Below are 25148 nucleotides of genomic sequence, written 5' to 3' on the forward strand. Positions count from 1 at the left end.
CCGCGAGGTTCGTGAGACGACCATAGGAGGTCGAAGTGGACGAGATTATTACCGAACAAAACGGAAGCATCCTTCGCGTTGAATTGAATCGTCCGGCGAAGCGGAACGCGATGACTTCGAGCATGTACGCCGCGCTCGCGGATATCTTCAATGACGTGGCCAAGGACGGGCGCACACGCGTCGTGCTCTGGCATGGCGCAGGGGATTCTTTCTCCGCGGGCAACGATGTGGAGGATTTTTTGAGGAATCCTCCAGGGCCGGGAGACTCTCCGCAGGCTCGGCTAACGAACGCATTGGTCGATTTTGACAAACCGCTGATCGCAGCCGTGCAGGGTGCTGCGATCGGAGGGGGCACCACCATGCTCACGCATTGTGACTTCGTATACGCGGGTCAGAGTGCAAAATTCCAAATGCCTTTTATCAATCTTGGTGTGGTGCCGGAATTTGGATCGAGCTGCTCCGTTCCGGCAAGGATCGGGCACATTCGGGCGGCGGAGTTGATTTTGTTGGGAATGCCTTTCGATGCCCAACGCGCCGCGGAATTGGGATTCGTTACCCAAATCGTATCTGATCAGAACCTGCTGGCGACGGCGACCGAAACGGCGCGGAAGCTGGCAGCAAAGCCTGCCGGCGCGCTGCAAGCTAGCAAAAGGCTTTTGAAACGGACTTTTCGGGAGCAGATCAAGGCAGCGATGAAGCTTGAGAACGAAGAGTTCAGTGTGCTCGTTCGCTCTGACGACGCGAAGGAGGCACTTACGGCTTTTCTGGAGAAGCGCTCGTCTCAATTCACCCGGTCGGTGAAATCCGCAACCGCCGCGTAGCTCTTACGAACAGAGGAAATGCCAGGGCAATCGGCGTGGAAGTTAAGTGAAAGGAAAAATTCATGACTGAAGCTCTGGCGACGAAATCAAAACCGAGACAGGCCCGCAAGGGCGCGGCGGGCCGATTGTTCGTTCTCGAACTGAGCGGCGACCGTATTCACTCGATGAGCCCGGATGGCTCTGACCGCAAAACGATAGTCACCAATTGCCACCTCCCCGACGGCATCGTCGTGGATGCGGAGGCAGGTCATATTTATTGGACCAACATGGGCATCCCCGACCGCGACGACGGCTCGATCGAGCGCGCCGACCTCGACGGTGGGAACCGGAGGACCATCGTCCCGCTAGGCGTCACTCACTCGCCGAAGCAGATCCATCTCGATAAGGAAAACGGCAAACTTTACTGGTGCGACCGCGAGGGCATGCGCGTGATGCGCGCGAACCTCGATGGCTTGCAGATTGAAACGCTCGTCGAGGCGGGCCGCGGCGATGCGGACCGGCGCGACCAGACAAGGTGGTGCGTTGGGATCACAATCGACCCCGAGCGTCAGCAAATCTATTGGACGCAAAAAGGCCCGGATAACGGAAATGAGGGTAGAATCTTTCATGCAGGGCTCGAAATCCCCAGCGGTGAGCTGGCAGCCAATCGCTCCGACATCGAAGTCTTCTTCGACCACTTGCCAGAGCCTATTGATCTCGAGCTCGATCTCAAAAATCGCATGCTTTACTGGACCGACCGCGGTGACCCTCCGCGCGGCAACACGGTGAATCGTGCATCCATTGATGCAAAACCCCGAGCGCCAGAGATCGTACTGACGCATTTGATGGAAGGGATCGGCATCGCGCTGGATGTCCCTGGCGATCAGATGTTCGTGACCGATTTCGCCGGCTCGGTCTATTCCGCCAAGCTCGACGGCTCGGGAGAACGCAACTTTCTCTTCGCGCTGGGTAATCTCACCGGCATCGCTTACGCGGAACTCTGAAATCCAATCTAAGGAGAACCGACAATGTCCAATAACCAGCCTATTCGTCGGGTCGCTCTCATTGGAACCGGTGTTATCGGCGCCAGCTGGACGGCACTGTTCCTGGCGAAGGGACTCGAAGTCATCGCGACCGATATTGCACCGGATGCTGAGACGTCTCTGAGACGCTTCGTGAAAGCGGCGTGGCCCGCGCTCGAGAGACTGGGTCTTGCGCCCGGGGCGTCACAATCACATCTCACGTTCACGGGAGAGGTGGCAGAAGCTGTCGGACCAGCGGACTTCGTCCAGGAAAACGGGCCCGAGCGAATTGACTTCAAAAAGAAGCTGTATCGACAACTCGACGAGTTGTTACCAGCCGATGTCATCATCGCTTCAAGCTCGTCGGGTCTCACCATGAGCGAGATTCAATCGGATTGCCGCTTGCACCCGGAGCGCTGTGTCATCGGCCATCCCTTCAATCCCCCCCACTTGGTTCCGCTGGTAGAGATCGTTGGCGGCGCGAAGACGTCGGAGCAGACCATTCAGCGCGTCGCCGAGTTCTACACGGGATTGGGGAAACAAGCCGTTCGGCTGCGTAAGGAAGTACCCGGACATGTGGCCAATCGTCTACAGGCGGCTTTGGCACGGGAAGTCTATTATCTTGTCGCCGAAGATGTCGTCAGCGCGGCAGACGTCGATACCGCATTGTGCTGGGGACCTGGCCTGCGTTGGGGCATCATGGGCAACATGATGCTCAACCACCTCGGCGGCGGCCATGGCGGCATCGAGCACTTCTTCCAGCAGTTCACCGGCCCTATGACGGCCTGGTGGAAGGTTCTCGGGCAGCCAGTATTAACGCCCGAAGTGCAAAAGAAGCTCATCGACAGCGTTCATGCCGAGCTCGGCTCGCGCTCAATTGCCGAGCTGGAGGCGCAGCGCGACGAGGTCCTGCTCGGGCTGCTCGAATTGCGCAGCAAGTACGAAAATCCTCGCGACATCCTGAAGAACGGCCCGAGCGGGCCAGGGCGCTATAGCTCCTTTGCCGGAGGAGTTCCCTCAGGATTGGTAGCGCATCTTCCCGAAGATTAACCACTCGATCTGTTAGAGCAATGAGCAACACACTGCAAGACATTAGGCGCCAGGACTCGGACGTTACGTCGCCGCGAGCTGGGGAAAATTTGCCGATAGCGGCTACGCCGGCCGTGCGTCGAAAGCGTATCGTGATCGTTGGTTGCGGATTTGCCGGGATCGCTGCCGCCCGCGCTTTGAAGAGATCTGATGCAGACATAATTCTGATTGACAGACGTAATCACCACATCTTCCAGCCGCTGCTTTACCAGGTAGCGACCTCGGTTCTTGCGCCATCCGAAATTGCAGCACCAATCCGCCATCTCGCCGAAAAGCAGAAGAATGTTAACGTAATGCTCGCCGAAGTGACCGGCATTGACCTGAACTCTCGATCGGTCGACGCGTCCTGCCCTGTCCTCGGCACTCGCACGATCAAATTCGATTACTTGATAATCGCCACAGGTATGCAGCCGAGCTATTTCGGTCATGATGAGTTTGGGAAATATGCTCCCGGTCTCAAGAACCTGAGTGACGCCGAGGCCATCCGCGCAAAAATCCTGAACGCCTACGAATTGGCGGAGACAACAGACGATGAGAAGGAACGCGCGCGCCAGATGACGTTCGTGTTGGTTGGTGCGGGTGCAACTGGCGTGGAGCTGGCGGCGTCGATGGCGCAACTAGCCACAGTCACCCTGCGTAGACAATTCCGGCACATTGATCCCGCCAAGAGCTCGATCATTCTGATCGAGGGCGGCAACAGAATCCTTCCGACCTTTGCTAAGAATCTTGCCAAAAAGGCAGCCAAACGGCTCGAGAAACTCGGCGTCAAGATCTTAACCGGAGTCAAGGTTGAAAAGGTCGACGAGAGTGGCGTGGTCGCCGATGGAAAAAGAATTCCAAGCGCGACAGTGCTGTGGACGGCTGGCGTCGCACCATCACCAATATTGAAACTGCTTGGTGCCAAGACTGATCGGGTAGGCAGGGTGTCGGTTGGCCCATTCATGAACGTTCAGGATGTCACCGGCGTGTTCGTCGTCGGCGATGCGTCATCGGTCGTTCGCGATGGACGGCCGGTGCCCGGCGTGGCGCCGGCGGCGATCCAGCAAGGGCGCTATGTCGGACGGTTGATCTCACGAGATCTCAAGGGGCAATCACCAAAACGTCCGTTTCAATACTTCGACAAGGGCAGCATGGCGGTCGTCGGCAAAAATTTCGCGATATTAGAGAGCGGCCGACTTCATATGAGTGGTTTTCTCACCTGGCTCGTTTGGGTCTTCTTGCATCTCATGTCGCTTCCGCAGCTGCAAGATCGGTTGCGCGTGCAAATCGAATGGTTCTGGGCGTATTTCACCGGACAGCGCGCCTCGCGATTAATTCCGGAGCAGCCCAGGGCTGGAAGCTATGAACCTGACCGTTGAGCTCCTGCAAACTCGTGCAGCCTTTTCTTGCGAACCCGAGAAGCGTAAAGGTCACGCGTCCGGCATACGAGCACCGGGAAAGCCGCGACGAGAGAGGTTAACACCTTGAACGTGCTTGATTTCCAGAAAATGAAGAGCGAGGGCCGCGAGATCTCGGTGGTTATCTGTTATGATTATTCGAGTTCTCGCGCGGTCGCCGCGTCGAACATCGACTGCAAGAGCCGTTGCTTGGTGCAAATAGCCGAGAGGCGAACCATGAAAACTCAAATCATTCGCATCCCCATCGAACGTTGCCGTCGACAATCAAGCGTGGGCAAAGCGGAATTAATCTATGTGCCCTTGCTCTTCGGGGTGACGCTGACCAACATGTTTAAGGCATGCGTTAGGTCACTAGCAACGAATTGGGTCGTGGACGATGCACTACTGGGGGCGCCCGCGACCTGACATCAGAGACGCCTCGCGACCTGACGGTTCCGACAGACGTGGAAATGCGGCCGAGATTGCTTGATAGGTCTCTTGAGAAAATCGTTTTCATGATGCTAATCGAAGGAGTACTCGGTGATGATGACGAACGTCCTTATCGCGTTTTACAGCACCTACGGTCACATTCATCGAATGGCGCTGGCCGTGGCTGAGGGCGCGGAGGGTGTACCCGCCACCACTGTGCAGCTACGCCGGATTGCGGAACTCGAAGAAGCGCGCAAGGCGTTAGCGGGCCAGGACGCCTATCTGCGGGCACAGCAGGCACAGGCCGAAATTCCTGTGGTGACACACGACGATTTGCGTTGGGCCGACGGCATCGCTTGGGGGACGCCGACCCGCTATGGCAACATGAGCGCGCAGATGAAGCAGTTTATAGACACCACGGGTGGGCTCTGGCTCAAAGGCGAACTCGAGGATAAGGCCACAGGAATTTTCACGAGTACGGGAACCATCCACGGGGGCCAGGAGACGACGATCCTGACGGCGCTTGTCCCGTTGGTCCATCTCGGCATGGTGTTTGTGGGCACACCGTACGGGCAGAACCCGCAAATACTGGTCACAGACGGCATCGGTGGCTCGCCCTACGGGCCCGGCACCCTTGCCGGAACCGACGGCTCACGACAGCCCGTCGAAGCGGAGCTCACAACCGCACGCAACCTCGGCAGTCGCCTTGCTCGCGTTGCCGGCTGTCTCAAGCATCTCAGATCAAGTCATGCATCCGCGCCATAGCCCGCCACTGGCCAACGACGGGACATGATCAAATCTGGTGCGCTGCTGCAGGAAGCGCGTCACACCCTGGGTCCGTCGTTTGCCCGTTTAATTGCTAGAGAAGGCACCCGCTTTGGTCTGGATTCTCACCAATGTCGTCCGGCGCGGAACGATTTTTCACTATCGCCGCACCATACCCCTCATTTGCGCGCGCTTTGTCAGCCAGCTCAATACATCGTTCGGTCGATCATCCCGATGTTTTCTCGAATGTCACGCCGGAAAGCGGCCACCGAACATCGACAGACCGCTCTTCGACTCGGATTGGGTTGCCTCGTCCTGGAGCACGTCCCAATACTCGGTGAGACGACCATCTTCTATCCGGACTACATCCGCGGCTATGAACGCCGCAGGGCGGCCGTTGCCTGAGAAGCCTCCCTGGACAATAACGTAGTCGTCCTCCGCGAGAATCAGGCCATGCTCATAACGCAGGCTATCTGGAAGACTGCGTACAAGCTTGAGCGCCAGTTCGCAGCTCGTGCATATGCGATGAATCGAGCAATGCCGCGGCGGTGCGACGATAATGTCGAGAATGCCAATTGCCTGTCTTTCCACGCCAGAGCCCTACGCTCCTCTCAAGCTTGTTGCATAGCCTGAGGCCCTGCCCTTTCTAATCATCCCCGTCGCGCCTGTGGCGCGCGGGGGCAGTCATGGGGGCGCATTCACTCCGGTCGGAATCGGTCTCGCGCGGCGCGCGCATGCTGCGCACGGCGTTGGGACCCGCGATCGCGACATGGCTCGAAGACCCCGCCGTCATCGAGGTCATGCTCAATCCCGATGGCCGCATCTGGATCGACCGGCTCACAAATGGGCTAGCGGACACTGGCGAGTGGCTGGCCCCGGCCGACGGCGAACGAATCATTCGCCTCGTCGCGCATCATGTAGGGGCCGAGGTCCATCCCGCTAGCCCACGCGTTTCGGCTGAGCTGCCTGAAACCGGCGAGCGTTTCGAAGGCTTGCTTCCGCCAATCGTTGCGGCGCCCACCTTTGCCATCCGCAAGTCGGCGGTCGCCATCTTCACTCTGGACGATTACGTCGCCGCCGGAATCATGGCGCCCGATCAGGCAACAGTCTTGCGGCTCGCGGTCGAGAATCGCCGCAATGTGCTGGTTGCCGGTGGGACGTCGACCGGCAAGACGACGCTCGTCAATGCGCTGTTGGCGGAAGTTGCCAAAACCTCCGACCGCGTGATCCTGATCGAAGATACGCGCGAGCTCCAATGCCAGGCGCCGAACCTCGTCGCGTTGCGCACCAAGGACGGCGTCGCGTCACTTTCGGATCTCGTTCGCTCCTCGCTGCGCCTGCGTCCCGACCGCATCCCGATCGGCGAAGTACGCGGGGCCGAAGCGCTTGATCTCCTCAAAGCCTGGGGCACCGGACATCCGGGCGGGATCGGCACGATCCACGCGGGGTCCGCGCTGGGCGCGCTGCGGCGCCTAGAACAGCTCATCCAGGAAGCCGTGGTGACCGTCCCCCGCGCACTGATCGCCGAGACGATCAACGTCATTGCGGTTCTCGCCGGACGCGGCGCCCAACGCCGGCTTATCGAGCTATCCGCCGTCGATGGCCTCGATAAGCGCGGCGACTATCGCCTCGTCACGCCCGCCAAACTCATTTCACTCGGAGATCCCGCATGAACAAGCCTTTCCTTTCGCTTCGCGACTGTACCCAAATTGTTTTTACCACGCTGCTGTCCGTCTCGTTGCCTTTGATGGCGCCAGGCTCGGCGCATGCCGCCGGCTCAAACATGCCCTGGGAGCAGCCACTGCAGCAGGTGCTGCAATCGGTCGAAGGCCCGGTCGCAAAAATCATCGCGGTGATCATTATCATCACGACCGGCCTGACCCTTGCCTTCGGTGATACTTCCGGCGGCTTCCGCCGGCTCATCCAGATCATCTTCGGCCTGTCGATCGCCTTCGCCGCGTCGAGCTTCTTCCTGACGTTCTTTTCCTTCGGCGGCGGAGCGCTCGTCTGATGGGCGGGATCTTGTCACACGAATCCGTGGCGGGATTCGACGCGCCAGTTCATCGGGCGTTGACCGATCCAATCCTGCTTGGCGGGGCGCCCCGCGCGGTCGCGATCGCCAATGGCACGCTGGCCGCCGCGGTTGGCCTCGGCCTGCGGCTCTGGATTCCTGGCCTCGTCATCTGGGCGATCGGCCATGCCGCGGCGGTCTGGGCCGCGAAGCGAGACGCGCAGTTCGTGGACGTGGTGCGCCGCCATCTGCGCTACCCCGCGCATTTCGGGGTATGAGCCGATGCTGAACCTCGCCGAATATCGCAAGAAGCCGCAACGTCTCGCCGATTTTCTGCCCTGGGCCGCTTTGATCGCGCCGGGGATCGTGCTCAACAAGGATGGATCGTTTCAGCGGACGGCGCGGTTCCGTGGCCCCGACCTCGACAGCGCCACGCCGGCCGAACTCGTCGGCACGACAGCACGGCTCAACAACGCCTTGCGCCGGCTGGGGTCTGGCTGGGCAATCTTTGTCGAGGCGAGCCGGGTTCCGGCGCAAAACTATCCCCGCAGCCGGTTTCCGGACAGGGTCTCCGCACTCGTCGATGTTGAGCGCCGCGAGCAATTCGAGGAAGAAGGCGCCCATTTCGAGAGCTTCTATTATGTGACCTTCGTCTGGATGCCGCCCGCAGAGGATTCTTCCCGCGCGGAAGGCTGGCTCTACGAGGGAAAATCACGCCAAGGCATCGACGGCAAGGAGCTTCTCAAGAGCTTTGCCGATCGCACCGACCGCATCCTGCAACTTATCGATGGTTTTGTGCCCGAAGCCTACTGGCTCGCTGACGAAGAGACGCTGACCTATCTCCATGCCTGCATCTCGACCAAGCGGCATCGGGTTCGCCTACCAGAAGCACCGATGTATCTCGACGCGCTTCTGGCGGACCAGCCCCTCACCGGTGGGCTTGAGCCGAGGTTGGGGCCACATCATCTGCGCACCCTGACCGTTATCGGGTTCCCGACCACGACCTTTCCGGGGATCTTGGACGAACTCAATCGCCTTGCCTTTCCCTATCGCTGGTCGACCCGGGCGATCATGCTCGACAAGACGGATGCGACACGGCTTCTCACAAAGATCCGCCGGCAATGGTTCGCCAAACGCAAGTCGATAGCAGCAATCCTGAAGGAGGTGATGACCAACGAGGCCTCCACCCTGCTCGACACGGATGCCGCCAATAAGGCCGCCGACGCCGATATGGCCTTGCAGGAACTGGGATCGGATGAGATCGGACAGGCCTATGTCACCGCGACAGTGACCGTCTGGGATGAAGATGCCGGCACGGCCAGTGAAAAGCTTCGGCTGGTCGAAAAAATCATCGAAGGCCGCGATTTCACCTGCATTCCTGAGACGGTGAATGCGATCGAGGCCTGGCTCGGTTCCTTACCAGGTCATGTCTATGCGAACGTCCGGCAGCCTCCGGTCTCGACCCTGAACCTTGCCCATATGATGCCGCTCTCGGCGGTCTGGGCCGGGCCGGAGCGCGATGATCATTTTGATGCGCCGCCGTTGTTCCTCGCCCGGACGGAAGGCTCGACACCCTTCCGTTTTTCGCTGCATGTCGGCGACGTCGGCCATACTTTGATCGTTGGACCGACCGGCGCCGGAAAAAGTGTGCTTCTCGCTTTGATGGCCCTGCAGTTTCGGCGTTATGCTGACGCTCAAATTTTTGCTTTCGATTTCGGCGGGTCAATCCGGGCGGCGGCGCTCGCCATGGGCGGCGACTGGCACGATCTCGGCGGCGCACTCTCGGAGGACGTGGAAGAGCCGGTGGCTCTGCAGCCCCTCGCGCGGATCGACGAATATGTCGAAGAGGCCTGGGCGGCGGAATGGATCGAAGCGCTACTTGCCCGGGAAGGTGTGACCATTACCCCGGATGCCAAGGAGCATATATGGTCCGCGGGCACCTCCCTGGCATCGGCTCCCGCCTCTGAGCGCACCCTCACCGGCCTTTCCGTCCTGCTGCAATCCAACGCGCTGAAACAGGCGCTTCAACCCTATTGTCTTGGTGGCCCCTTTGGACGGCTGCTCGACGCCGAAGCCGAACGGCTCGGCGCCGCCGATGTGCAGGTGTTTGAGACGGAAGGCCTCATCGGGCGGGGCGCAGCGCCCGCCGTTCTCTCTTATCTCTTCCATCGCATTGAAGGCCGTCTCGACGGACGGCCGACGCTTCTCATTATCGATGAAGGCTGGCTTGCACTTGACGACACGGGTTTCGCGCAACAGCTCCGCGAATGGCTGAAGACGCTGCGCAAGAAGAATGCGTCGGTCATCTTCGCCACGCAATCGCTGGCCGATATCGAGACGAGTGCGATCGCGCCCGCCCTCATCGAAAGCTGCCCGACTCGCATCTTCCTGCCCAATGAGCGGGCAATTGAGCCGCAGATCACCGCCATTTATCGGCGGTTCGGATTGAACGACCGGCAGATCGAAATCATCAGCCGGGCCACACCCAAGCGCGATTACTACTGCCAGTCCCGGCGCGGCAACCGCCTCTTCGAACTCGGGCTGGGCGAGGTTGCGCTCGCTTTGACCGCCGCCTCCTCAAAATCCGACCAGGCCGCTATCGCTGTCGCTCTCGCCACCGCCGGCCGCGAGAACTTCGCGTCGGCCTGGCTGGCGGCCAAAGGCGTCGCCTGGGCCGCCGAACTTCTCCCCAGCATGACTCCAGAGGTCTTGTGATGTCCCACAAAACTCATGTTGCCGTGGTCGCCCTACTCCTCGCGATGGCAGTTGGTACGCCCCTGCACGCGCAAATGCTTGTCTTCGATCCGTCGAACTACAGCCAGAATTTGCTGACCGCCGCCCGCTCTCTGCAGCAGATCCAGAACCAGATCAAAAGCCTGCAAAACGAGGCGCAGATGCTGATCAATCAGGCAAAGCAGCTCGAACAGCTTCCAACGACGGTGCTCAACGACGTCGAGCGGGACTATTCGCAGATCCAGACCTTGCTGAAACAAGCCAATGGCATCACCTACAATGTGCAGTCCCTGAATCAGGCGTACGCGCAGCGCTACCCCGTCTCGATCAGTTCCACGACGAGCGATCTGCAGATGATCGCCAGCGCTGAGCAGCGCTGGCAGGACTCGCTGTCGGCCTTCCAGCATTCCCTCACCCTAGGCGCCGGCGCGGTGCAAAACCTGCCCAACACACAGGCACAGACGGCCTCCCTGCTTGCCAGCAGTCAATCGTCCGTCGGCATCCTGCAAGCCACCCAGGCCGGCAATCAGCTGGTCGCGGTGCAGACAAGGCAGTTGGCCGACCTGACTGCTTTGCTTGCGGCGCAGGGCCGCGCCCAGGCGTTGGAGTCGGCACGCCAGGCAGAGGCCGAGGGCCAGGCTCAGGAGCAGCTCCGCCGCTTCTTGAGCTCTGTCCAGGGCTACCAGCCGCAAACCGTCCAGATGTTCCATTGAGGCCGACCGATGGACTCGAACGCAATCTTTCGTCTTGCCGCAGCCGGATTATCGGGGCTCGTGCTGTTCGCCGCCGCCCTTGCTCTACGTGAGCCCGACGTCCCAGAGCCGATCCGCGTCTTCCCCGCCGTCGTATCAGCCGATCCACTGGCCGCCGAACTCACCCGCTGCCGGAATCTGGGTCTCGAAGCGGCCGGCAATCAAGCCTGCGAAGAGGCCTGGGCCGAGAGCCGCGCCCGGTTCTTCTCGGCGCCCAGTGTTTCCCAGGAGCACTGAGAGTGAAAGTAGAGATGAAGCGCTACATCCCCTTTCAGAGACAAGTTTCTCCATCCCTCTTCCCGAACCGGACGTGCAAGTTTCCAAGCATCCGGCTCTCCATGCATGGGCGCTCGCGCGCCTATGGGTGGGCCTCAGACATGTCTGAGGCATTGGAACGCATTCCAGAAGCCACGCACGCTTTCGTGTTGCTGGTGTTCCCTTTCGGCGTTCCATCCGTTCGGTTTCGCTATACTCTGGTTCGGGTAACGCATGGTCCCTCCTTCACCGAGGGACCGCAGGCGTTTGGTCCGGTCGGTCCATTGCCTTCGTTTTTCCGGAGCGCTGTGGAAGTGAAGGTGTCGCACCGTCGGCCACGTTGCCTTCGGGTATTTCCTCCTCAGCCAGCGCCCTACACGCTGCCATATCCAGCGATCGAGGTGGTTGAACTCCCGATATGCCCATGTGGCGTATCGGTAATAGTTCCTCCACCCCATGATCACCGGATTGAGGTTGTCGATGACTTGGGCGAGCGAACATCCCGTGGGGATGCCTTTCACCATGACCTTGATCTTGTGGCGCAGGTCGTTCAGCTTGCCCTTCGGTATGAAGAGGTTGCCGACCTGGCGCCCCGTGCGGAGCGCCTTCGTCTGCACCACCCGGTAGCCGAGGAAGTCGAAGCCTTCCCTGACGTCGGTGATCCGGGTCTTTTCCATCGACAGCTCCATGCGAACCTCCGTTTCCAGGAACTCCGCCAGCGCGAGCTTTTCTGCTTCCGCCTGCTCCCTCGTGCCGTCCACGAGGACGACGAAGTCGTCCGCGTATCGCACCATGTAGAACACCGGCCTGCCTTTCTTGTGGTCTCTGACCCTTCGGGCAGCGGCATTTATACTTGGTTCACGAGGGCGCATGGACCATCGTCCGTACCGCTCGTCGATGGCCGTCAGATAGATATTCGACAGCATCGGCGAGATGATCCCGCCTTGCGGCGAGCCTGTTACGGGGTGACGAACAGTTCCCTCGATCATCACGCCCGCCTTCAGGAACGCAAGGATCAGCCTCAGCACCTTGCGGTCGCCGATGCGTCGTCGCACTCCCTCCATCATGACGTGGTGATCGATGGCGTCGAAGCAGCCCTTGATGTCGCCCTCTATGGCGTAGCGATAGACCGAAGGTCCACGCTTCGTCGGGTGAAGGAACCTCTGGATTCTCTCCAGAGCATCATGGGTGCTCCGTCCTTTCCGGAACCCGTAGGAGGTCGGATAGAAGTCCGCCTCGAAGATGGGCTCCAGGATCAGCTTCAAAGCCATCTGCACCAGACGGTCGATCAGCGTGGGAATGCCGAGTGGCCGGAACTGCCCCGGCTTGCCGGGCTTCGGGATGAGCCGTTGCCTGACGGGTTCCGGGCAGTGCGATCCGTTGCGAAGCGCCTCTCGGATTTCTTCGAGGAACGCCGCTGCTCCACCGGGACGCTGTTCGACCGTGCGTCGCGTCATCCCATCCGTGCCCGGTGTCTGGCTCCCGCTGTTGCGGGCGAGCCTTCGCCAAGCGTCGTTCAGGGTTCTGCGGTCGCATACGAAATTGAACAGATCAACAAAGACCTTGTCAGGGTCCTCGTTGCTCCACCGATACAGCTTGCGCTGCATGTCGAGGACGAACGAGATATTCACCTCGCCGGACATGCGTCCACCTCCTGCCTGCTTGCTGTATCCACTGCCTCCCTTCGCCATGTGGACGGCTTTCCCGTCCCCGGACTACTACGGAGGCTCCGTCCCTCGTCGTCACGATCGCTGGTCGCTTCAGTCATCCGGGGTCGGAGACCGCCGGAAGTCACGACAAGGTTCTTAGGTTCCGCAACTGATCTCTTGCCTGCTTTAGGCGCCGACTTTACCCCGTGTGGAATCCGGCCTCGATACCACGCAAGCCCGTATCGAGGCTGGCGCGCAGCACGCTGCGCGCCCCCGGTCCATGTGCCCATAGCACGGACCAACGCTCCACCGGCCCGCGGTTCGCACCACGTGCCGACTCGCCCACTCCCGAGTTGGCGAGTTCCACTGTCTGACGAGGCGTCCACCATCGGTTCGGTTTCCCTCGCCATGGCAAGCTCGCTGGCCGGACCGGCTGCGGGATCGGAAGTCCCCGTCCGTCCGACTTTGATGGGTTCTGCTGATTTATGGCTCCCCGGAAGCACCCGGTTCGCCTCACCCATCTGCTCATCGCCGCATGTTGCGTCACACGGCGTGCGGGGCCTCTCACCCTGCGAGATCAGAAACGACGATAAAATCAAAGCACTCCTTTCTTTGATCAGGACCTAACGCACATGGGCGGCAGTGGCGTCATTGACCAATTCCTGAATGTTTTCACGGCGTATATCGATTCCGGCTTCGGCCTCCTCGGCGGCGATGTCCGATTTCTGTCGCAGACGCTGATCGCCCTTGATATCACGCTTGCGGGTCTCTTCTGGGCGCTCGCGGGCGAGGCGGACGTCATCGCCCGCCTCATCAAGAAGACGCTCTATATCGGCTTGTTCGCCTTCCTTATCGGCAATTTCAACAAGCTCGCCAAAATCATTTTTGACAGTTTTTCCGGCCTTGGCCTAAAGGCCGCCGGCTCGGGCCTGTCGGCTGCGGATTTTTTGCATCCGGGTCGCATCGCGCAGGTCGGCCTCGACGCCGGCACACCGATCCTCACGGCCGCCGGCCAGCTGATGGGCTATGTCTCTTTCTTCGAGAATTTCGTCCAGATCGCCATCCTCATGATCGCCTGGGCGATCGTCGTCATTTCCTTCTTCATCCTTTCCGTTCAACTCTTCGTCACACTGATCGAGTTCAAGCTGACGACTCTAGCGGGCTTCATCCTCATTCCTTTCGGCCTGTTCAACAAGACCGCTTTCTTGGCTGAAAAAGTCCTCGGCAATGTCGTCGCCTCGGGTGTAAAAATCCTCGTCCTCGCCGTCATCGTTGGGATTGGCACAAGCCTCTTCAGTCAGTTCACCCAAGGATTCGGCGGCAATCAGCCGACGATCGAGGATGCGCTGTCTCTCGTTCTGGCTTCATTGTCACTTCTCGGCCTGGGCATCTTCGGTCCCGGCATTGCGACGGGCCTCGTTTCGGGAGCGCCGCAGCTTGGCGCCGGGGCGGCGATCGGCACGGGGCTCGCGGCGGCCGGACTCGGCGCAGCGGGCGTGATCGGCGCCCGTGCCGGTGCCGGCGCTCTTGTTGGCGCCACGTCTTTCGCCGCGCGCGGTGGCGCTGCGATGGCGGGTGCCGCGGCCACCGCCTACGGCCTCGCCGCGGCAAGCTCCGATGAAACCGGCCTGCGCAGGTTTGGGGCCGGAATGACGGGCGTCGCCAAGGCCGGGATCGGCGCCGCTGCACAGCCCTTTCGCAAAAGTGCTTCCGGCGGCCCTCCCGAATGGGCGCAACGCATGCGCCGCGACCAGGCCATGAGCCATGGCATCTCCACCGCCGCCCATGCCGTGCGTTCCGGCGAGCACGGCGGTGGATCTACTTCCGTTTCTCTCCACCAGGATGATCCTTGATGACTCCCTTTCGACGCCCTTCGGTCCGCTACGGCAAGACGCGGGAGCCGGAAACACCCTATCAACGTGCCGCACAAGTCTGGGACGATCGCATCGGCTCGGCCCGCGTCCAGGCCCGCAACTGGCGGCTGATTGCTTTTGGCAATCTGGGCCTCGCCGCCGGGGTCGCTGCAGCGCTCGTTTGGCAATCTTTGAGCGGAACCATCGTGCCCTGGGTCGTGGAGATCGACCAGTTCGGCGCGGCGCAGGCGGTGGCACCGGCCATTGCAGACTATCGTCCAACCGATCCGCAAATCGCCTGGCACTTGGCGCGATTCATCGAAGAGGTTCGCAGCATCACCGCCGATCCGGTCATCATCCGACAGAACTGGCTGCAGGCCTATGAGTTCGTCACAGACAAGGGCGCGCTCGCTCTCAACGACTATGCCCGAGCCAATGATCCTTTCGGCAAGGTCGGTCGGGTTCAGGTGGCGACGGAAGTTTCCAGCGTTATCCGCGCCTCCGGCGAGTCCTTCCGTGTCGCCTGGACGGAGCGCCGTTACGAGAATGGCGCCCTGGCTGCGACCGAACGCTGGACCGCCATTCTGACCATCGTGGTCGAGCCTCCGCGCGACGCCGAGCGCCTGCGCAAAAATCCGCTCGGCGTTTTTGTTCATGCCATCAACTGGTCGAAGGAACTCGGCTAATGCGCCTGAAATCTTTATCCACGATTCTCCTCTCCTCCTGCTCGTTGGCTGCCTGCGCGACGTTCAAACCGCCTGCGATCGATTATGACCGCGATTATGCGCCCGCCGTGTTTAACGCCGATCCGCCGCAGCCGGTCAAAGTCGTGGCGCTCCGCACGCCCTTGCCTCTTCCCGGTCAACTCAAACCGCTCTCGGCGGCACATAGGCCCTCACCGGAACCAAAGGACCCGGCGGTCCGGGTCGCCACTGCCAATGAAGCCGCACGCGTGCAACCGACCCGCGACGGCTACATCAATGCCGTGCAGGTCTATCCTTTTACGGAGGGCGCGCTCTATCAAGTCTATACTGCGCCGGGCCAAGTGACCGATATCGCGCTCCAGGAAAGCGAGCAGCTCGTCGGCTCCGGCCCGGTCGCAGCCGGCGACACCGTGCGCTGGATCATTGGCGACACGGAAAGCGGCACTGGGCCCTCACGAAAAGTGCACATTCTCGCCAAGCCCACCCGGCCGGACCTCATGACCAATCTCGTCATTAATACCGACCGGAGGACCTATCTTCTCGAGCTGAGATCGACGGAGAAAACCTATATGGCCTCGGTCTCTTGGCAATATCCGCAGGACCAGCTCATCGCGCTGCGCCGGCAGAACACGGAGGCGCAAGCGGCGGCGCCGATTCAGAGCGGGATCGATATCACCCGTCTGCGGTTCCGCTACGCGATCGAGGGCGATGATGCACCCTGGCGTCCGACCCAGGTTTTTGACGATGGCACCAAGGTTTATATCGAGTTCCCGCGCGGCATCGCCCAGGGCGAGATGCCGCCTCTCTTCGTCATTGGCCCGGAAGGCGGCGCCGAGCTCGTCAATTATCGATCGCGCCAGAACTATTACATTGTCGACCGGCTCTTTGCGGCGGCGGAATTGCGTCTCGGGGGCGACAAGCAGCAAAAGGTTCGGATCGTGCGCACCGACGGGAGACCACGGTGAGCGACAACCAAACACCGGAGCGTGACGACCACGAGACCGCGGCTGGCTTTCGCCTCCGGCCCGACCGCCCAAAGGTGATGCGCCTGTCGCGCAAAGTGCTGGCCGGCCTCGCAGGGATCGCCAGCCTCGCGATTTTGGGCTCGCTCATCTGGGCACTCAGCACGAGCAAGCGCGGCCAGCAAAGTGGCCAGGAACTCTTCAACACCGACAACAAGACAACGCCAGACGGTCTTGCCTCTTTGCCGAAAGACTATACAGGTCTGCCACAAAACGTTCCGCAACTCGGGCCGCCGCTGCCGGGCGACCTTGGCCGCCCCATCCTCAACGCGCATTCCGCCGGTCCCCCCGCGTCTGGATTTGAGACGATGGAGCAACGCATGGCGCAAGAAAGCGAGGCCGCCCGCACCAGCCGATTGTTTTCCACGACCAGTGCAAGAGAGCGGCCGGAGGTCGGATCAGTGCTTGCGGCGGCCACCACAGGAGGCGTGCTGAATCCGTCCGTTGCAGCGGACCCGAAGCCGTTGATCGATCCCGATTCCTTTCAGAACATGCAGGACCACAAACTCGCCTTTCTTAATGGTCCCACCGATCGCCGCACCGTCAGCTCCGACCGGCTGATGAATTCCGCTTCATCCTATGTCCTGCAGGCCGGTACAGTGATTCCGGCAGCTTTGATCACCGGCATCCAATCCGACTTGCCTGGCCTGATCACCGCGCAGGTCACGGAGAATGTCTATGACAGTCCAACGGGACGCTTCCTCCTTGTGCCACAAGGTGCCAAATTGATCGGCAGCTACGATAGCCAGGTGTCCTTCGGCCAATCCCGCGTCCTGCTTGTCTGGAACCGCATCGTTTTTCCGAACGGTCAATCGATCGTGCTTGAGCACCAGCCCGGCGCCGACACGGAAGGCTATGCCGGGCTCGAGGATGGCGTTGATTATCATTGGGGCAATCTTTTGAAGACGGCGGCGCTTTCGACTTTGCTCGGCGTCGGTGCGGAGCTTGGCTCGAACGGCAATCAAAGCGACCTCGTCCGCGCCTTGCAACGGGGAAGCCAGGACTCGATCAATCAGTCGGGGCAGCAACTCGTTCGCCGCCAGATCAATGTCCAGCCGACCCTCACCATCCGGCCCGGCTTCCCGGTCCGGGTCCTCGTCAACCGCGATCTCGTACTCGCACAATATCAGGGATGAGGACGTGGCACTATGACCAAACTGAAACTCTCCGCCGTGCCCGACGACAGGCCGGTGAAGATCGCCATCGATCTTCCCGCCGCCATCCACCGCGACCTTGCGCTTTATGCCGAGCTGCTTGCCAAGGAAACCAGCCAGGCCGCGGTCGACCCTGTCAAGCTCATCCCGCCGATGATCGCACGATTCATGGCGAGCGATCGGGCCTTCGCCAGGGCAAAGCGAACCAAAGACTAAAGCCTAATCCGCAAAACAGACTCGTCCGGCATCGATGAACTGCAGAATAGATCCCCTTCAGGATGTTGGATTTTCCATTTTAAGACTGGCGTTTTGTTCGCTGGAGGTCCCCGCGGTGGATGTGTCGGTCTGATTCCAGGTCTTCGAGAGCGTACGGGCGAGGCTGACGAACCGGCGCAGAGCCTGGTTGCTGTTGCGGAGCAGCCAGACGCCGCTGAACGGAAGAGCATCGGAATTTCCAGCGATCGGGCGAAAAGCAACATGCGGAAAGGGCATCGCGATGATGGCTTCGCTCATCAGACTGATCCCCTTTCCAAGCCCCACCATATGAACGAGCGTGTCGCGCGCCACCGGGCTCTGGCGAATGTCTGGACGCCGATGAAGCGCCGCCAGACGTTGAATGACATAGTCGTGGATCGCCATCCCAACCTCTGATCGGGTGAGGATGAAATGCTCAGTCTTCAAATCCTCCCATTTTATTGCGTCCTTGCCGCACAGCGCATGCGTGTCCGGCAGAACAACGAACACGCGTTCGTTCCAGAACCGGGCGACGTCGCAATCGCGCGCAACGGGCTCTCCCATGACGAAGACGATGTCGAGCTGTTCGGCACGAAGCAGCGCCAAATTTTCGCTGGGCGGTCCTTCGACGATGCTGACGTCGATATCCGGATGTTGGGCCGAATAGCAGCGCAGCAGTTCCGGCAGGAACCCTGACGCCAGCGAGGAAAATAGGCCGATCTTCAAGTTGCCTCTCTCGACGCGTCCGGCCTTGCCAGCCAACATCACCGCCGAATCGAGATGATCGAGCGCCATTTTGATATGCTCAAAGAAATTATGGCCAGCATCGGTCACTTTGACTCCCGCATGATGGCGATCGAACAGATCGACGCCCAGAAGGTTCTCGAGCGCTCTCACGCGCTTGCTGACGCTGGATTGGCAAATGCCTAGCGCCTCCGCGGCGCGGCGGAAACTGAGATGCTCCGCGACCTTCAAGGCCTGCATCACCGAGATCAGTTCAATTTTCGGGTTCATCGAAATCCCCTTAAAAACATTGGGGAGTTGCGCACCTGCGTGCCGTTTCGGCCGCACGTTGAAAGCGATTCCCTCAAAATAAATGCGGGCTGTTCCAATGCGCCGACTCTCGATCGAGACCTCGAGCTGGCATGAGTTGCCCAATTAAATCCGTGCTATAAACGCTGTCCGCAAATTGGACCGGTGTCCCGCCAGATCTCGCCGGTGGGAATGACCCGAGACGAGCCAGAGTCCCGCGCCTACAACCCCTCCCTTTCAATGAAGGCGAAACATCGCCTCAATATCAGACTGCGTCCAATATCCAATGCCAAAGCATCTCTAAAGCATCTTTCGTGATCATATCCAATTATATGTCGTTCATTAACGAATTTTGTCCATATCCACGCCGTCTTGGGAGAAAATCTTATTTCGATGCGTGCTTTTCGGCCAGTTTGATTTCGTGCCAGGCAAGACCGTCCAGCCCTTTGCGTCCCTTCATTCATTTCAAGAGTGTCGTCCCGCATTACCTCCAGCCACACACTTAACCCCGATGGCCATCGCCCGACGCTGGCCGACAAGAACTGCAAGACGCTGACGCTCCACCATTTGAGACTGTCTCAGGGAGCGTTGCGAACAAAAGAGAAACATGCTTCTTTCACTCAGCAGTCCCCGAGCGATTCGCAGCCCATGTCCGCGGCCTATCTCGATAAGCTCAATCCCGAACAGCGACGCGCCGTCGAGCATGGCGTGCGCGATAAGCCATGCGCGCCCTGTGCCCCGCTCCTCGTGATCGCCGGGGCGGGCTCGGGCAAGACCAACACGCTCGCCCATCGCGTCGCGCATTTGATCGTCAAAGGTGCCGATCCACGCCGAATCCTCTTGATGACATTCTCAAGGCGCGCGGCGACCGAGATGACGCGGCGCGTCGAGCGGATCACCCGCCAGGTGATGGGGGATCGCGCTGGCGTTTTGACAGACTCGCTCACCTGGGCGGGGACGTTCCACGGGATCGGCGCGCGGCTGTTGCGCGACTATGCCGGCCAGATTGGGCTCGATCCGTCGTTCACAATCCATGATCGCGAGGATTCCGCCGATCTGATGAATCTGGTCCGGCATGAGCTTGGTTTCTCGAAGACCAAGAGCCGATTTCCGATGAAAGGCACCTGCCTTGCGATCTACTCGCGCTGTGTGAACGCGGAACTCGTGATCGATGACGTACTGAAGACTTCTTTTCCCTGGTGCGCCGCCTGGGCGGCCGAGCTGCGCGGACTCTTCGTAGCCTATGTGGAAGCCAAGCAACGCCAGAATGTCCTCGATTACGATGATCTTTTGCTCTACTGGGCGCAGACTGTGAGCGACCGAGGCCTCGCCGACGATATCGGCGGGCGGTTCGACCATGTCCTCGTCGACGAATATCAAGACACCAACCGCCTCCAGTCATCGATCCTGCTGGCACTAAAACCCGATGGACGCGGACTCACCGTCGTCGGGGATGACGCGCAGTCGATCTATTCGTTTCGCGCCGCAACCGTCCGGAACATTCTCGACTTCCCTCGTCAGTTTTCTCCTGAAGCAGAAATCATCACGCTCGATCGCAATTATCGTTCGACGCGACCGATTCTCGCGGCCGCCAACGGCGTCATCGATCTGGCGGCCGAGCGCTTCACCAAGAATCTTTGGACCGACCGGAATTCGGCCGAACGCCCGCACCTCATCAACGTCCGCGACGAGGCCGGCCAGGCCGCCTATGTCGTCGAATGCGTCTTGGAGAACCGCGAGGGTGGTTCGGCGCTGAAGCAGCAGGCGATTTTGTTCCGGGCCTCGCATCACAGTGGGCCCCTCGAAGTGGAACTGACCCGCCGCAATATTCCCTTCGTGAAGTTTGGCGGCCTCAAATTCCTGGAGGCTGCCCATATCAAGGATCTGCTGGCGCTTCTGCGTTTCGTCGAGAACCCGCGCGATCGCGTCGCAGGCTTCCGGGTGCTGCAGATGATGCCCGGCGTCGGATCGGCTTCGGCACAGCGCGTGCTCGACCACATGATGGCCTCGGTGAATCCGATTCAAGCACTCATCGATGCACCTCCACCGCCCCGCGCCGGCGACAACTGGATATCCTTTGTCACGACTGTCACCGACCTGCACGCCGGCAGCGCCGGCTGGCCCGCCGAACTTGAGCGCGCACGCCTCTGGTACGAACCGCATCTCGAGCGCATTCACGAGGATGCCGTCACGCGGCGCGCCGATCTCATGCAACTCGAGCAGATCGCTTGCGGCTATCCCTCGCGCGAGCGGTTCTTGACGGAGCTCACGCTCGATCCGCCGGACGCGACGAGCGATCAGGCAGGCGTGCCACTGCTCGACGAGGATTATCTGATCCTTTCGACGATCCATTCGGCCAAGGGCCAAGAATGGAAATCGGTTTTCGTGCTCAATGTCGTCGACGGCTGCATCCCGTCCGATCTTGGCACCGGCACAACGGCCGAGATCGAAGAGGAGCGCCGCCTGCTCTATGTCGCAATGACACGTGCCAAGGACAATTTGCATCTCATTACCCCGCAGCGCTTCTTTACGCACGGCCAAAGTGCGCAAGGGGACCGGCACGTTTACGCCGCGAGGACGCGCTTCATTCCGGACGGGTTGTTGAGCCTGTTCAACAAGACGGCTTGGCCGGTGATCGCAGCCGGATCGGCAAGCGTGCGAGGCTCAAGCCAGGGCATGCGCGTCGATGTCGGCGCCCGCATGCGCGGCATGTGGCGATGAGGGGGCTGGCCCTTGTGCAACTTATATTCGGTGACGAAAGGCCAACAGGCGATCCGCGAATTCACTGGCGCCATGCGCGACACGACGGGAAACCTCCCGCCTCTCTCTGGCATATTCCCGGATTACGCGGCCCCAATCGTGCGCAATCACCCCGACGGCCGGGAGCTGACGATGGCGCGCTGGGGCATGCCGTCCCCGGTGTTCGCTCTCAAGGGGAAGAAGTCCGATCCGGGCGTCACCAATGTCCGCAATGTCAAATCCCCGCACTGGCGGCGCTGGCTGGGGGTCGAGAGCCGGTGTGTCGTACCCTTTACCGGTTTCTCCGAAAATGAGGCGCTGCCGGACGGCACCCACCCTCCCGTCTGGTTCGCCTTCGACGAGAGGCGGCCGCTCGCTTTCTTCGCGGGCATTTGGACACGCTGGACCTCCGTCCGGAAGGTCAAGGAAGGCGAGACGACGAACGACATTTTCGCTTTTCTGACAACCGAGCCAAACAAGGTGGTCGGAGCCATCCACCCCAAGGCAATGCCAGTCATTTTAACGACGCCCGAGGAAATCGACATCTGGATGAATGCTTCTCCCGAAGAAGCACTGAAACTTCAGCGTCCCCTGCCCGACGATGCTTTGATGATCGTTGGCCGTGGTGAGAAGAAAGACGAGGGAGGCCTGGTGGCCTGATTGCCATGCTCGCGACGGAGACTGATAAAGGCCGGAAAGTGACCCAGCCTGAATGGCCGGAAAGGGATGCCGCAGCGCGTCGCGAGCGGCAACGCAAAATCATCCATATCGACATGGACGCGTTTTACGCCTCGGTGGAGCAGCGCGACAATCCGGAGCTGCGTGGCAAGCCTGTTGCCGTCGGCGGGTCTCACGAGCGGGGTGTCGTCGCGGCCGCGAGCTATGAAGCCAGGGCGTTCGGGGTGCGCTCTGCCCTGCCGTCCGTGACGGCAAAGCGCAGGTGCCCCGACCTTATCTTCGTGACGCCGCGGTTCGACGTCTACAAGGCTGTATCGCTCCAGATCCGCGAGATTTTCGCCGAATATACGCCCCTCATCGAGCCATTGTCGCTCGACGAGGCCTATCTCGACGTCACCGAGAATTTGAAGGGCATCGCCTCGGCGACAGAGATCGCCGAGGCGATAAGAGCGAAGATCAAAAAAGAGACGAAACTGACGGCCTCCGCTGGGGTCAGCTACAACAAATTTTTGGCGAAGCTTGCTTCAGATCAGAACAAACCAGATGGCCTCTTTGTCATCACCCCGAAAATGGGGCCTGCCTTCGTCGAGAATTTGCCGGTCGAAAAATTCCATGGCATCGGACCGGCGACCACGGCGAAAATGAACCAGCTCGGGATCGCAACTGGTCTTGATCTGCGGACCCAGACCTTGCCCTTCCTTCAGCATCACTTCGGTAAGTCAGGAGCCTACTATTATTGGATCGCGCGGGGCGTCGATGAATGGCCGGTCCGCGCCGACCGCGTCCGCAAGTCGGTTGGGGCAGAGAATACCTTCGCGCAGGACCTGCATGCGTTCGATCCGATGCGTGACGCGCTGGAGCCCATCATCGCCAAGGTCTGGCGGCATTGCGAGGCGACCAGCATCCGAGGGCGAACTATCACCCTAAAGGTGAAGTTCGCCGATTTTCAGCAGATCACACGAAGCAAGTCCGTCGCCGACGCGATCGAGACTTTCGCGGAACTCAAGCATCTGAGCCTTGGCTTGCTCGAACCGCTCCTGCCCATGGAAAAAGGAGTGCGCCTGCTCGGGATCTCGCTGTCGTCCTTGGAGCAGACGCAGGCGACGGGACGCCGTCAACTCTCGCTGGTGCTGTGAGAAAGACTGCCATCATATAGCAGGCTTACACCAAGCCTCGTTGATTATGACTCAGGCGCCATTCGAGCATCCCGAGGGACAATATTTTCTAGGGCAACTCGATCAGCTTGTTCAAGGCGAAAGCGTCCCAAATCACTGTCGACTGTAGAGAAATTGCAATCCTGATCACCCGCAATTCCTGCGGACTGATGACAATAGCGATGTGGGCATGCCAAGCCCATCTGAGGCGACGCTCACGTCATTTCGTTTCAATTGTAGAACGGTACGCCGTCAGCCGCTCAACGGCGAGAATGACGACGCCCATGATCCCGAAGAAGATTCGCGCATTCTGCGTCGCCCCGTTCAGTGGGAAGAATGCCAAAATGATCAATACCGGACCGACAGTTCGCTCGACCCAATTGTGCAAATTGACCGCAACCAATTTTATGGCTCCAGCCGGGAAGTCGGTCAGAAACGTCATGAGCAAATGAATGCCTGCGAGCGCATAGGACAGCACGGCGGGCCAACCTGACAGCCCGATAACGGCCGGGGCTGCGGCAAAGATCAGGACGGCAAGGTAGTCGATCGTACCATGGAGGATGAGTGAGATGGGCTTCATGTCTGCGCTCCAGCGTCAATATTTGCCGAAGACAATAGAGGGAGGCGCATAGCCTGTCTGTCAGAAGGATGACACTGCCTTTGGGGCGCTATCCGTCGGCCGCGCGAGGAAGGAGAGTGCACTATCGTTTATACAAATCATGTCGCGAGTGTAATCTAAAAAGCCGCGCTTGCGAAGATCGCTGAGGATCGAGCTCACGACCTGACGGGAAGCGCCGACAAAATCGGCTATGTCCTGCTGTGTGAGCCTTATTTCCAGCGAGAATCCATGCGGACACTGCGCGCCGAAAGTTCCGGCAAGTTCGACCAGCGTTTCAATCACCCGCCATTCGACGGATTGTGTCATTGCGCGCAGCAATCGCCGCTGAAACCTTCGTTTAGATCCGGCCAGTTGCTCGGCGATAAAGATCGCCAATGGCGGATTGACTTCCATGGTGGCGCGCAAGTCGTCTGCCAGCACCCGTTGTGCCACCACATTGCCGATTGCCCTTGCCGCTTCATGGTAGACCAGCGGCAGTTGGGGATAGGAAAATTCGCCAGCGATCTCGCCGCATTTTAAAAGATCCAGTGTGATCTCCGTCCCGTCTTCGCAGATGTGTGACGTCTTTACGAAGCCGTCTAGAATGAGAAACAGCGCGCTCGCTGGTTCTCCCTGTGCATAGAGCGTCGCCTTGTCCGCCACTGCGACTCGCGAAGCCGATCTGCAGGTCGATTCAATCAATATGCTGATTGATTTCTCGTCAACAGTACTTGATTCGATGTTGGGTGCACCGATGATCATTTCCCGTTTTCCCAATTATTGTATTCCACAAAACACGGATATTGGGTGCCGGCCGGAGACGGCAATCGTGCACAATAGGATCCTTTGTCTCCTTGCGACTCGTTAGTTGACTAAGGCCGATTTCAGGAAACGGCTATGTGGTCAAGCTTTCAAAGATCTGGTCTTAGTTACAATATCAGCGCCTGAGAGGTGCAATTATCAAGCTCCGGCGCCTCCAAATCCACCAATTCAGGGCCAATGTGGCCATCTTTCTGATTGCGACCTCCGCAGCCGCTTCACCATGTCTCGTCGAAGGGCCGCGCCTCAATGCAGCAGGGTCCCCAATGGGCTGCGGATT

Annotated in this window: 24 protein-coding genes; 19 read left to right on the plus strand and 5 right to left on the minus strand. The window is 60.0% G+C overall.

What is annotated here, in order from left to right; genetic code table 11:
• Positions 1-35: 35 nt before the first annotated feature.
• The 5 genes from QEV83_RS01100 to wrbA all read left to right on the plus strand — a co-directional run bounded on the left by QEV83_RS01100 (position 36) and on the right by wrbA (position 5481).
• Positions 36-821, plus strand: coding sequence for an enoyl-CoA hydratase (locus tag QEV83_RS01100; protein WP_280129466.1), 786 nt, complete (start codon positions 36-38; stop codon positions 819-821).
• Between the two features lie 62 nt (positions 822-883).
• Positions 884-1804: a 3-hydroxyacyl-CoA dehydrogenase gene (locus QEV83_RS01105; RefSeq protein ID WP_280129467.1), complete on the plus strand. Its 921-nt coding sequence runs from the start codon at positions 884-886 to the stop codon at positions 1802-1804.
• A gap of 24 nt (positions 1805-1828) precedes the next feature.
• Complete coding sequence (locus tag QEV83_RS01110) at positions 1829-2872, plus strand: 3-hydroxyacyl-CoA dehydrogenase NAD-binding domain-containing protein (RefSeq protein WP_280129468.1); 1044 nt, start codon at positions 1829-1831, stop codon at positions 2870-2872.
• A 176-nt stretch (positions 2873-3048) separates the two neighbouring features.
• Positions 3049-4269, plus strand: coding sequence for an NAD(P)/FAD-dependent oxidoreductase (locus tag QEV83_RS01115; protein ID WP_280129469.1), 1221 nt, complete (start codon positions 3049-3051; stop codon positions 4267-4269).
• Positions 4270-4833: 564 nt separating this feature from the next.
• A complete protein-coding gene (gene wrbA, locus QEV83_RS01120; protein WP_280129470.1) occupies positions 4834-5481 on the plus strand; it encodes an NAD(P)H:quinone oxidoreductase in 648 nt (215 codons plus the stop codon).
• Positions 5482-5730: 249 nt separating this feature from the next.
• Here wrbA and QEV83_RS01125 read toward each other — a convergent pair whose 3' ends face one another.
• Entirely contained in the window at positions 5731-6072 is a 342-nt protein-coding gene (locus QEV83_RS01125) for a hypothetical protein (protein WP_280129471.1), read from the minus strand.
• Between the two features lie 95 nt (positions 6073-6167).
• Between QEV83_RS01125 and trbB the strand changes: the two genes are divergently transcribed.
• The 6 genes from trbB to trbK-alt all read left to right on the plus strand — a co-directional run bounded on the left by trbB (position 6168) and on the right by trbK-alt (position 11214).
• Positions 6168-7154: a P-type conjugative transfer ATPase TrbB gene (gene trbB, locus QEV83_RS01130; protein WP_280129472.1), complete on the plus strand. Its 987-nt coding sequence runs from the start codon at positions 6168-6170 to the stop codon at positions 7152-7154.
• Positions 7155-7228: 74 nt separating this feature from the next.
• A complete protein-coding gene (locus tag QEV83_RS01135) occupies positions 7229-7492 on the plus strand; it encodes a TrbC/VirB2 family protein (protein WP_280130937.1) in 264 nt (87 codons plus the stop codon).
• On the plus strand, positions 7492-7770 hold the full coding sequence (locus QEV83_RS01140) for a VirB3 family type IV secretion system protein (protein ID WP_280129473.1): 279 nt from the start codon (positions 7492-7494) through the stop codon (positions 7768-7770). The genes QEV83_RS01135 and QEV83_RS01140 overlap by 1 nt, the downstream gene beginning before the upstream one ends.
• 4 nt (positions 7771-7774) lie before the next feature.
• Positions 7775-10207: a conjugal transfer protein TrbE gene (gene trbE, locus QEV83_RS01145; protein ID WP_280129474.1), complete on the plus strand. Its 2433-nt coding sequence runs from the start codon at positions 7775-7777 to the stop codon at positions 10205-10207.
• Positions 10207-10938, plus strand: a complete 732-nt coding sequence (trbJ, locus tag QEV83_RS01150; protein WP_280129475.1) for a P-type conjugative transfer protein TrbJ — start codon at positions 10207-10209, stop codon at positions 10936-10938. The genes trbE and trbJ overlap by 1 nt, the downstream gene beginning before the upstream one ends.
• Positions 10939-10947: 9 nt before the next feature.
• On the plus strand, positions 10948-11214 hold the full coding sequence (gene trbK-alt / locus QEV83_RS01155) for a putative entry exclusion protein TrbK-alt (RefSeq protein WP_280129476.1): 267 nt from the start codon (positions 10948-10950) through the stop codon (positions 11212-11214).
• A 134-nt stretch (positions 11215-11348) separates the two neighbouring features.
• Here the strand turns inward: trbK-alt and ltrA are convergent, their stop codons facing one another.
• The gene (ltrA, locus tag QEV83_RS01160) at positions 11349-12875 is read right to left on the minus strand and encodes a group II intron reverse transcriptase/maturase (RefSeq protein ID WP_280129477.1); all 1527 of its coding nucleotides are present in this window, start codon (positions 12873-12875) and stop codon (positions 11349-11351) included.
• Between the two features lie 638 nt (positions 12876-13513).
• Between ltrA and trbL the strand changes: the two genes are divergently transcribed.
• From trbL to QEV83_RS01185, 5 genes are read left to right on the plus strand one after another with little or no spacing between them, the layout of a single operon-like run.
• Positions 13514-14734: a P-type conjugative transfer protein TrbL gene (gene trbL, locus QEV83_RS01165; protein ID WP_280129478.1), complete on the plus strand. Its 1221-nt coding sequence runs from the start codon at positions 13514-13516 to the stop codon at positions 14732-14734.
• Entirely contained in the window at positions 14734-15420 is a 687-nt protein-coding gene (trbF, locus tag QEV83_RS01170) for a conjugal transfer protein TrbF (protein WP_280129479.1), read from the plus strand. The genes trbL and trbF overlap by 1 nt, the downstream gene beginning before the upstream one ends.
• The gene (gene trbG, locus QEV83_RS01175) at positions 15420-16403 is read left to right on the plus strand and encodes a P-type conjugative transfer protein TrbG (protein ID WP_280129480.1); all 984 of its coding nucleotides are present in this window, start codon (positions 15420-15422) and stop codon (positions 16401-16403) included. Before trbF ends, trbG begins: the two co-directional genes overlap by 1 nt.
• Complete coding sequence (locus QEV83_RS01180; protein WP_280129481.1) at positions 16400-17596, plus strand: TrbI/VirB10 family protein; 1197 nt, start codon at positions 16400-16402, stop codon at positions 17594-17596. The genes trbG and QEV83_RS01180 overlap by 4 nt, the downstream gene beginning before the upstream one ends.
• Before the next feature lie 12 nt (positions 17597-17608).
• On the plus strand, positions 17609-17830 hold the full coding sequence (locus tag QEV83_RS01185; protein ID WP_280129482.1) for a DUF2274 domain-containing protein: 222 nt from the start codon (positions 17609-17611) through the stop codon (positions 17828-17830).
• A gap of 57 nt (positions 17831-17887) precedes the next feature.
• Here the strand turns inward: QEV83_RS01185 and QEV83_RS01190 are convergent, their stop codons facing one another.
• Complete coding sequence (locus QEV83_RS01190) at positions 17888-18862, minus strand: LysR family transcriptional regulator (RefSeq protein WP_280129483.1); 975 nt, start codon at positions 18860-18862, stop codon at positions 17888-17890.
• 666 nt (positions 18863-19528) lie between these two features.
• Here QEV83_RS01190 and QEV83_RS01195 point away from each other — a divergent pair.
• From QEV83_RS01195 to dinB, 3 genes are all read left to right on the plus strand, one after another.
• Positions 19529-21601: an ATP-dependent helicase gene (locus QEV83_RS01195; protein ID WP_280129484.1), complete on the plus strand. Its 2073-nt coding sequence runs from the start codon at positions 19529-19531 to the stop codon at positions 21599-21601.
• A gap of 12 nt (positions 21602-21613) precedes the next feature.
• Positions 21614-22279: an SOS response-associated peptidase gene (locus tag QEV83_RS01200; RefSeq protein WP_280129485.1), complete on the plus strand. Its 666-nt coding sequence runs from the start codon at positions 21614-21616 to the stop codon at positions 22277-22279.
• A 113-nt stretch (positions 22280-22392) separates the two neighbouring features.
• On the plus strand, positions 22393-23433 hold the full coding sequence (gene dinB / locus QEV83_RS01205) for a DNA polymerase IV (RefSeq protein ID WP_280130938.1): 1041 nt from the start codon (positions 22393-22395) through the stop codon (positions 23431-23433).
• Between the two features lie 238 nt (positions 23434-23671).
• Here the strand turns inward: dinB and QEV83_RS01210 are convergent, their stop codons facing one another.
• The gene (locus QEV83_RS01210) at positions 23672-24031 is read right to left on the minus strand and encodes a hypothetical protein (protein ID WP_280129486.1); all 360 of its coding nucleotides are present in this window, start codon (positions 24029-24031) and stop codon (positions 23672-23674) included.
• A gap of 60 nt (positions 24032-24091) precedes the next feature.
• Positions 24092-24811, minus strand: a complete 720-nt coding sequence (locus QEV83_RS01215; protein WP_280129487.1) for a Crp/Fnr family transcriptional regulator — start codon at positions 24809-24811, stop codon at positions 24092-24094.
• Positions 24812-25148: the final 337 nt, after the last annotated feature.

The sequence above is a fragment of the Methylocapsa sp. D3K7 genome (assembly GCF_029855125.1).
Lineage (GTDB): Bacteria > Pseudomonadota > Alphaproteobacteria > Rhizobiales > Beijerinckiaceae > Methylocapsa.

Excerpts from the sequence above, each read along its gene's own strand:
- QEV83_RS01105 (WP_280129467.1), top strand. The coding sequence starts at position 884 with ATGACTGAAGCTCTGGCGACGAAATCAAAACCGAGACAGGCCCGCAAG.
- QEV83_RS01110 (WP_280129468.1), top strand. The coding sequence starts at position 1,829 with ATGTCCAATAACCAGCCTATTCGTCGGGTCGCTCTCATTGGAACCGGT.
- wrbA (WP_280129470.1), top strand. The coding sequence starts at position 4,834 with ATGACGAACGTCCTTATCGCGTTTTACAGCACCTACGGTCACATTCAT.
- trbB (WP_280129472.1), top strand. The coding sequence starts at position 6,168 with ATGGGGGCGCATTCACTCCGGTCGGAATCGGTCTCGCGCGGCGCGCGC.
- QEV83_RS01135 (WP_280130937.1), top strand. The coding sequence starts at position 7,229 with ATGGCGCCAGGCTCGGCGCATGCCGCCGGCTCAAACATGCCCTGGGAG.
- QEV83_RS01140 (WP_280129473.1), top strand. The coding sequence starts at position 7,492 with ATGGGCGGGATCTTGTCACACGAATCCGTGGCGGGATTCGACGCGCCA.
- trbE (WP_280129474.1), top strand. The coding sequence starts at position 7,775 with ATGCTGAACCTCGCCGAATATCGCAAGAAGCCGCAACGTCTCGCCGAT.
- trbJ (WP_280129475.1), top strand. The coding sequence starts at position 10,207 with ATGTCCCACAAAACTCATGTTGCCGTGGTCGCCCTACTCCTCGCGATG.
- trbK-alt (WP_280129476.1), top strand. The coding sequence starts at position 10,948 with ATGGACTCGAACGCAATCTTTCGTCTTGCCGCAGCCGGATTATCGGGG.
- ltrA (WP_280129477.1), bottom strand. The coding sequence starts at position 12,875 with ATGTCCGGCGAGGTGAATATCTCGTTCGTCCTCGACATGCAGCGCAAG.
- trbL (WP_280129478.1), top strand. The coding sequence starts at position 13,514 with ATGGGCGGCAGTGGCGTCATTGACCAATTCCTGAATGTTTTCACGGCG.
- trbF (WP_280129479.1), top strand. The coding sequence starts at position 14,734 with ATGACTCCCTTTCGACGCCCTTCGGTCCGCTACGGCAAGACGCGGGAG.
- trbG (WP_280129480.1), top strand. The coding sequence starts at position 15,420 with ATGCGCCTGAAATCTTTATCCACGATTCTCCTCTCCTCCTGCTCGTTG.
- QEV83_RS01185 (WP_280129482.1), top strand. The coding sequence starts at position 17,609 with ATGACCAAACTGAAACTCTCCGCCGTGCCCGACGACAGGCCGGTGAAG.
- QEV83_RS01190 (WP_280129483.1), bottom strand. The coding sequence starts at position 18,862 with ATGAACCCGAAAATTGAACTGATCTCGGTGATGCAGGCCTTGAAGGTC.
- QEV83_RS01195 (WP_280129484.1), top strand. The coding sequence starts at position 19,529 with ATGTCCGCGGCCTATCTCGATAAGCTCAATCCCGAACAGCGACGCGCC.
- dinB (WP_280130938.1), top strand. The coding sequence starts at position 22,393 with ATGGACGCGTTTTACGCCTCGGTGGAGCAGCGCGACAATCCGGAGCTG.
- QEV83_RS01210 (WP_280129486.1), bottom strand. The coding sequence starts at position 24,031 with ATGAAGCCCATCTCACTCATCCTCCATGGTACGATCGACTACCTTGCC.
- QEV83_RS01215 (WP_280129487.1), bottom strand. The coding sequence starts at position 24,811 with ATGATCATCGGTGCACCCAACATCGAATCAAGTACTGTTGACGAGAAA.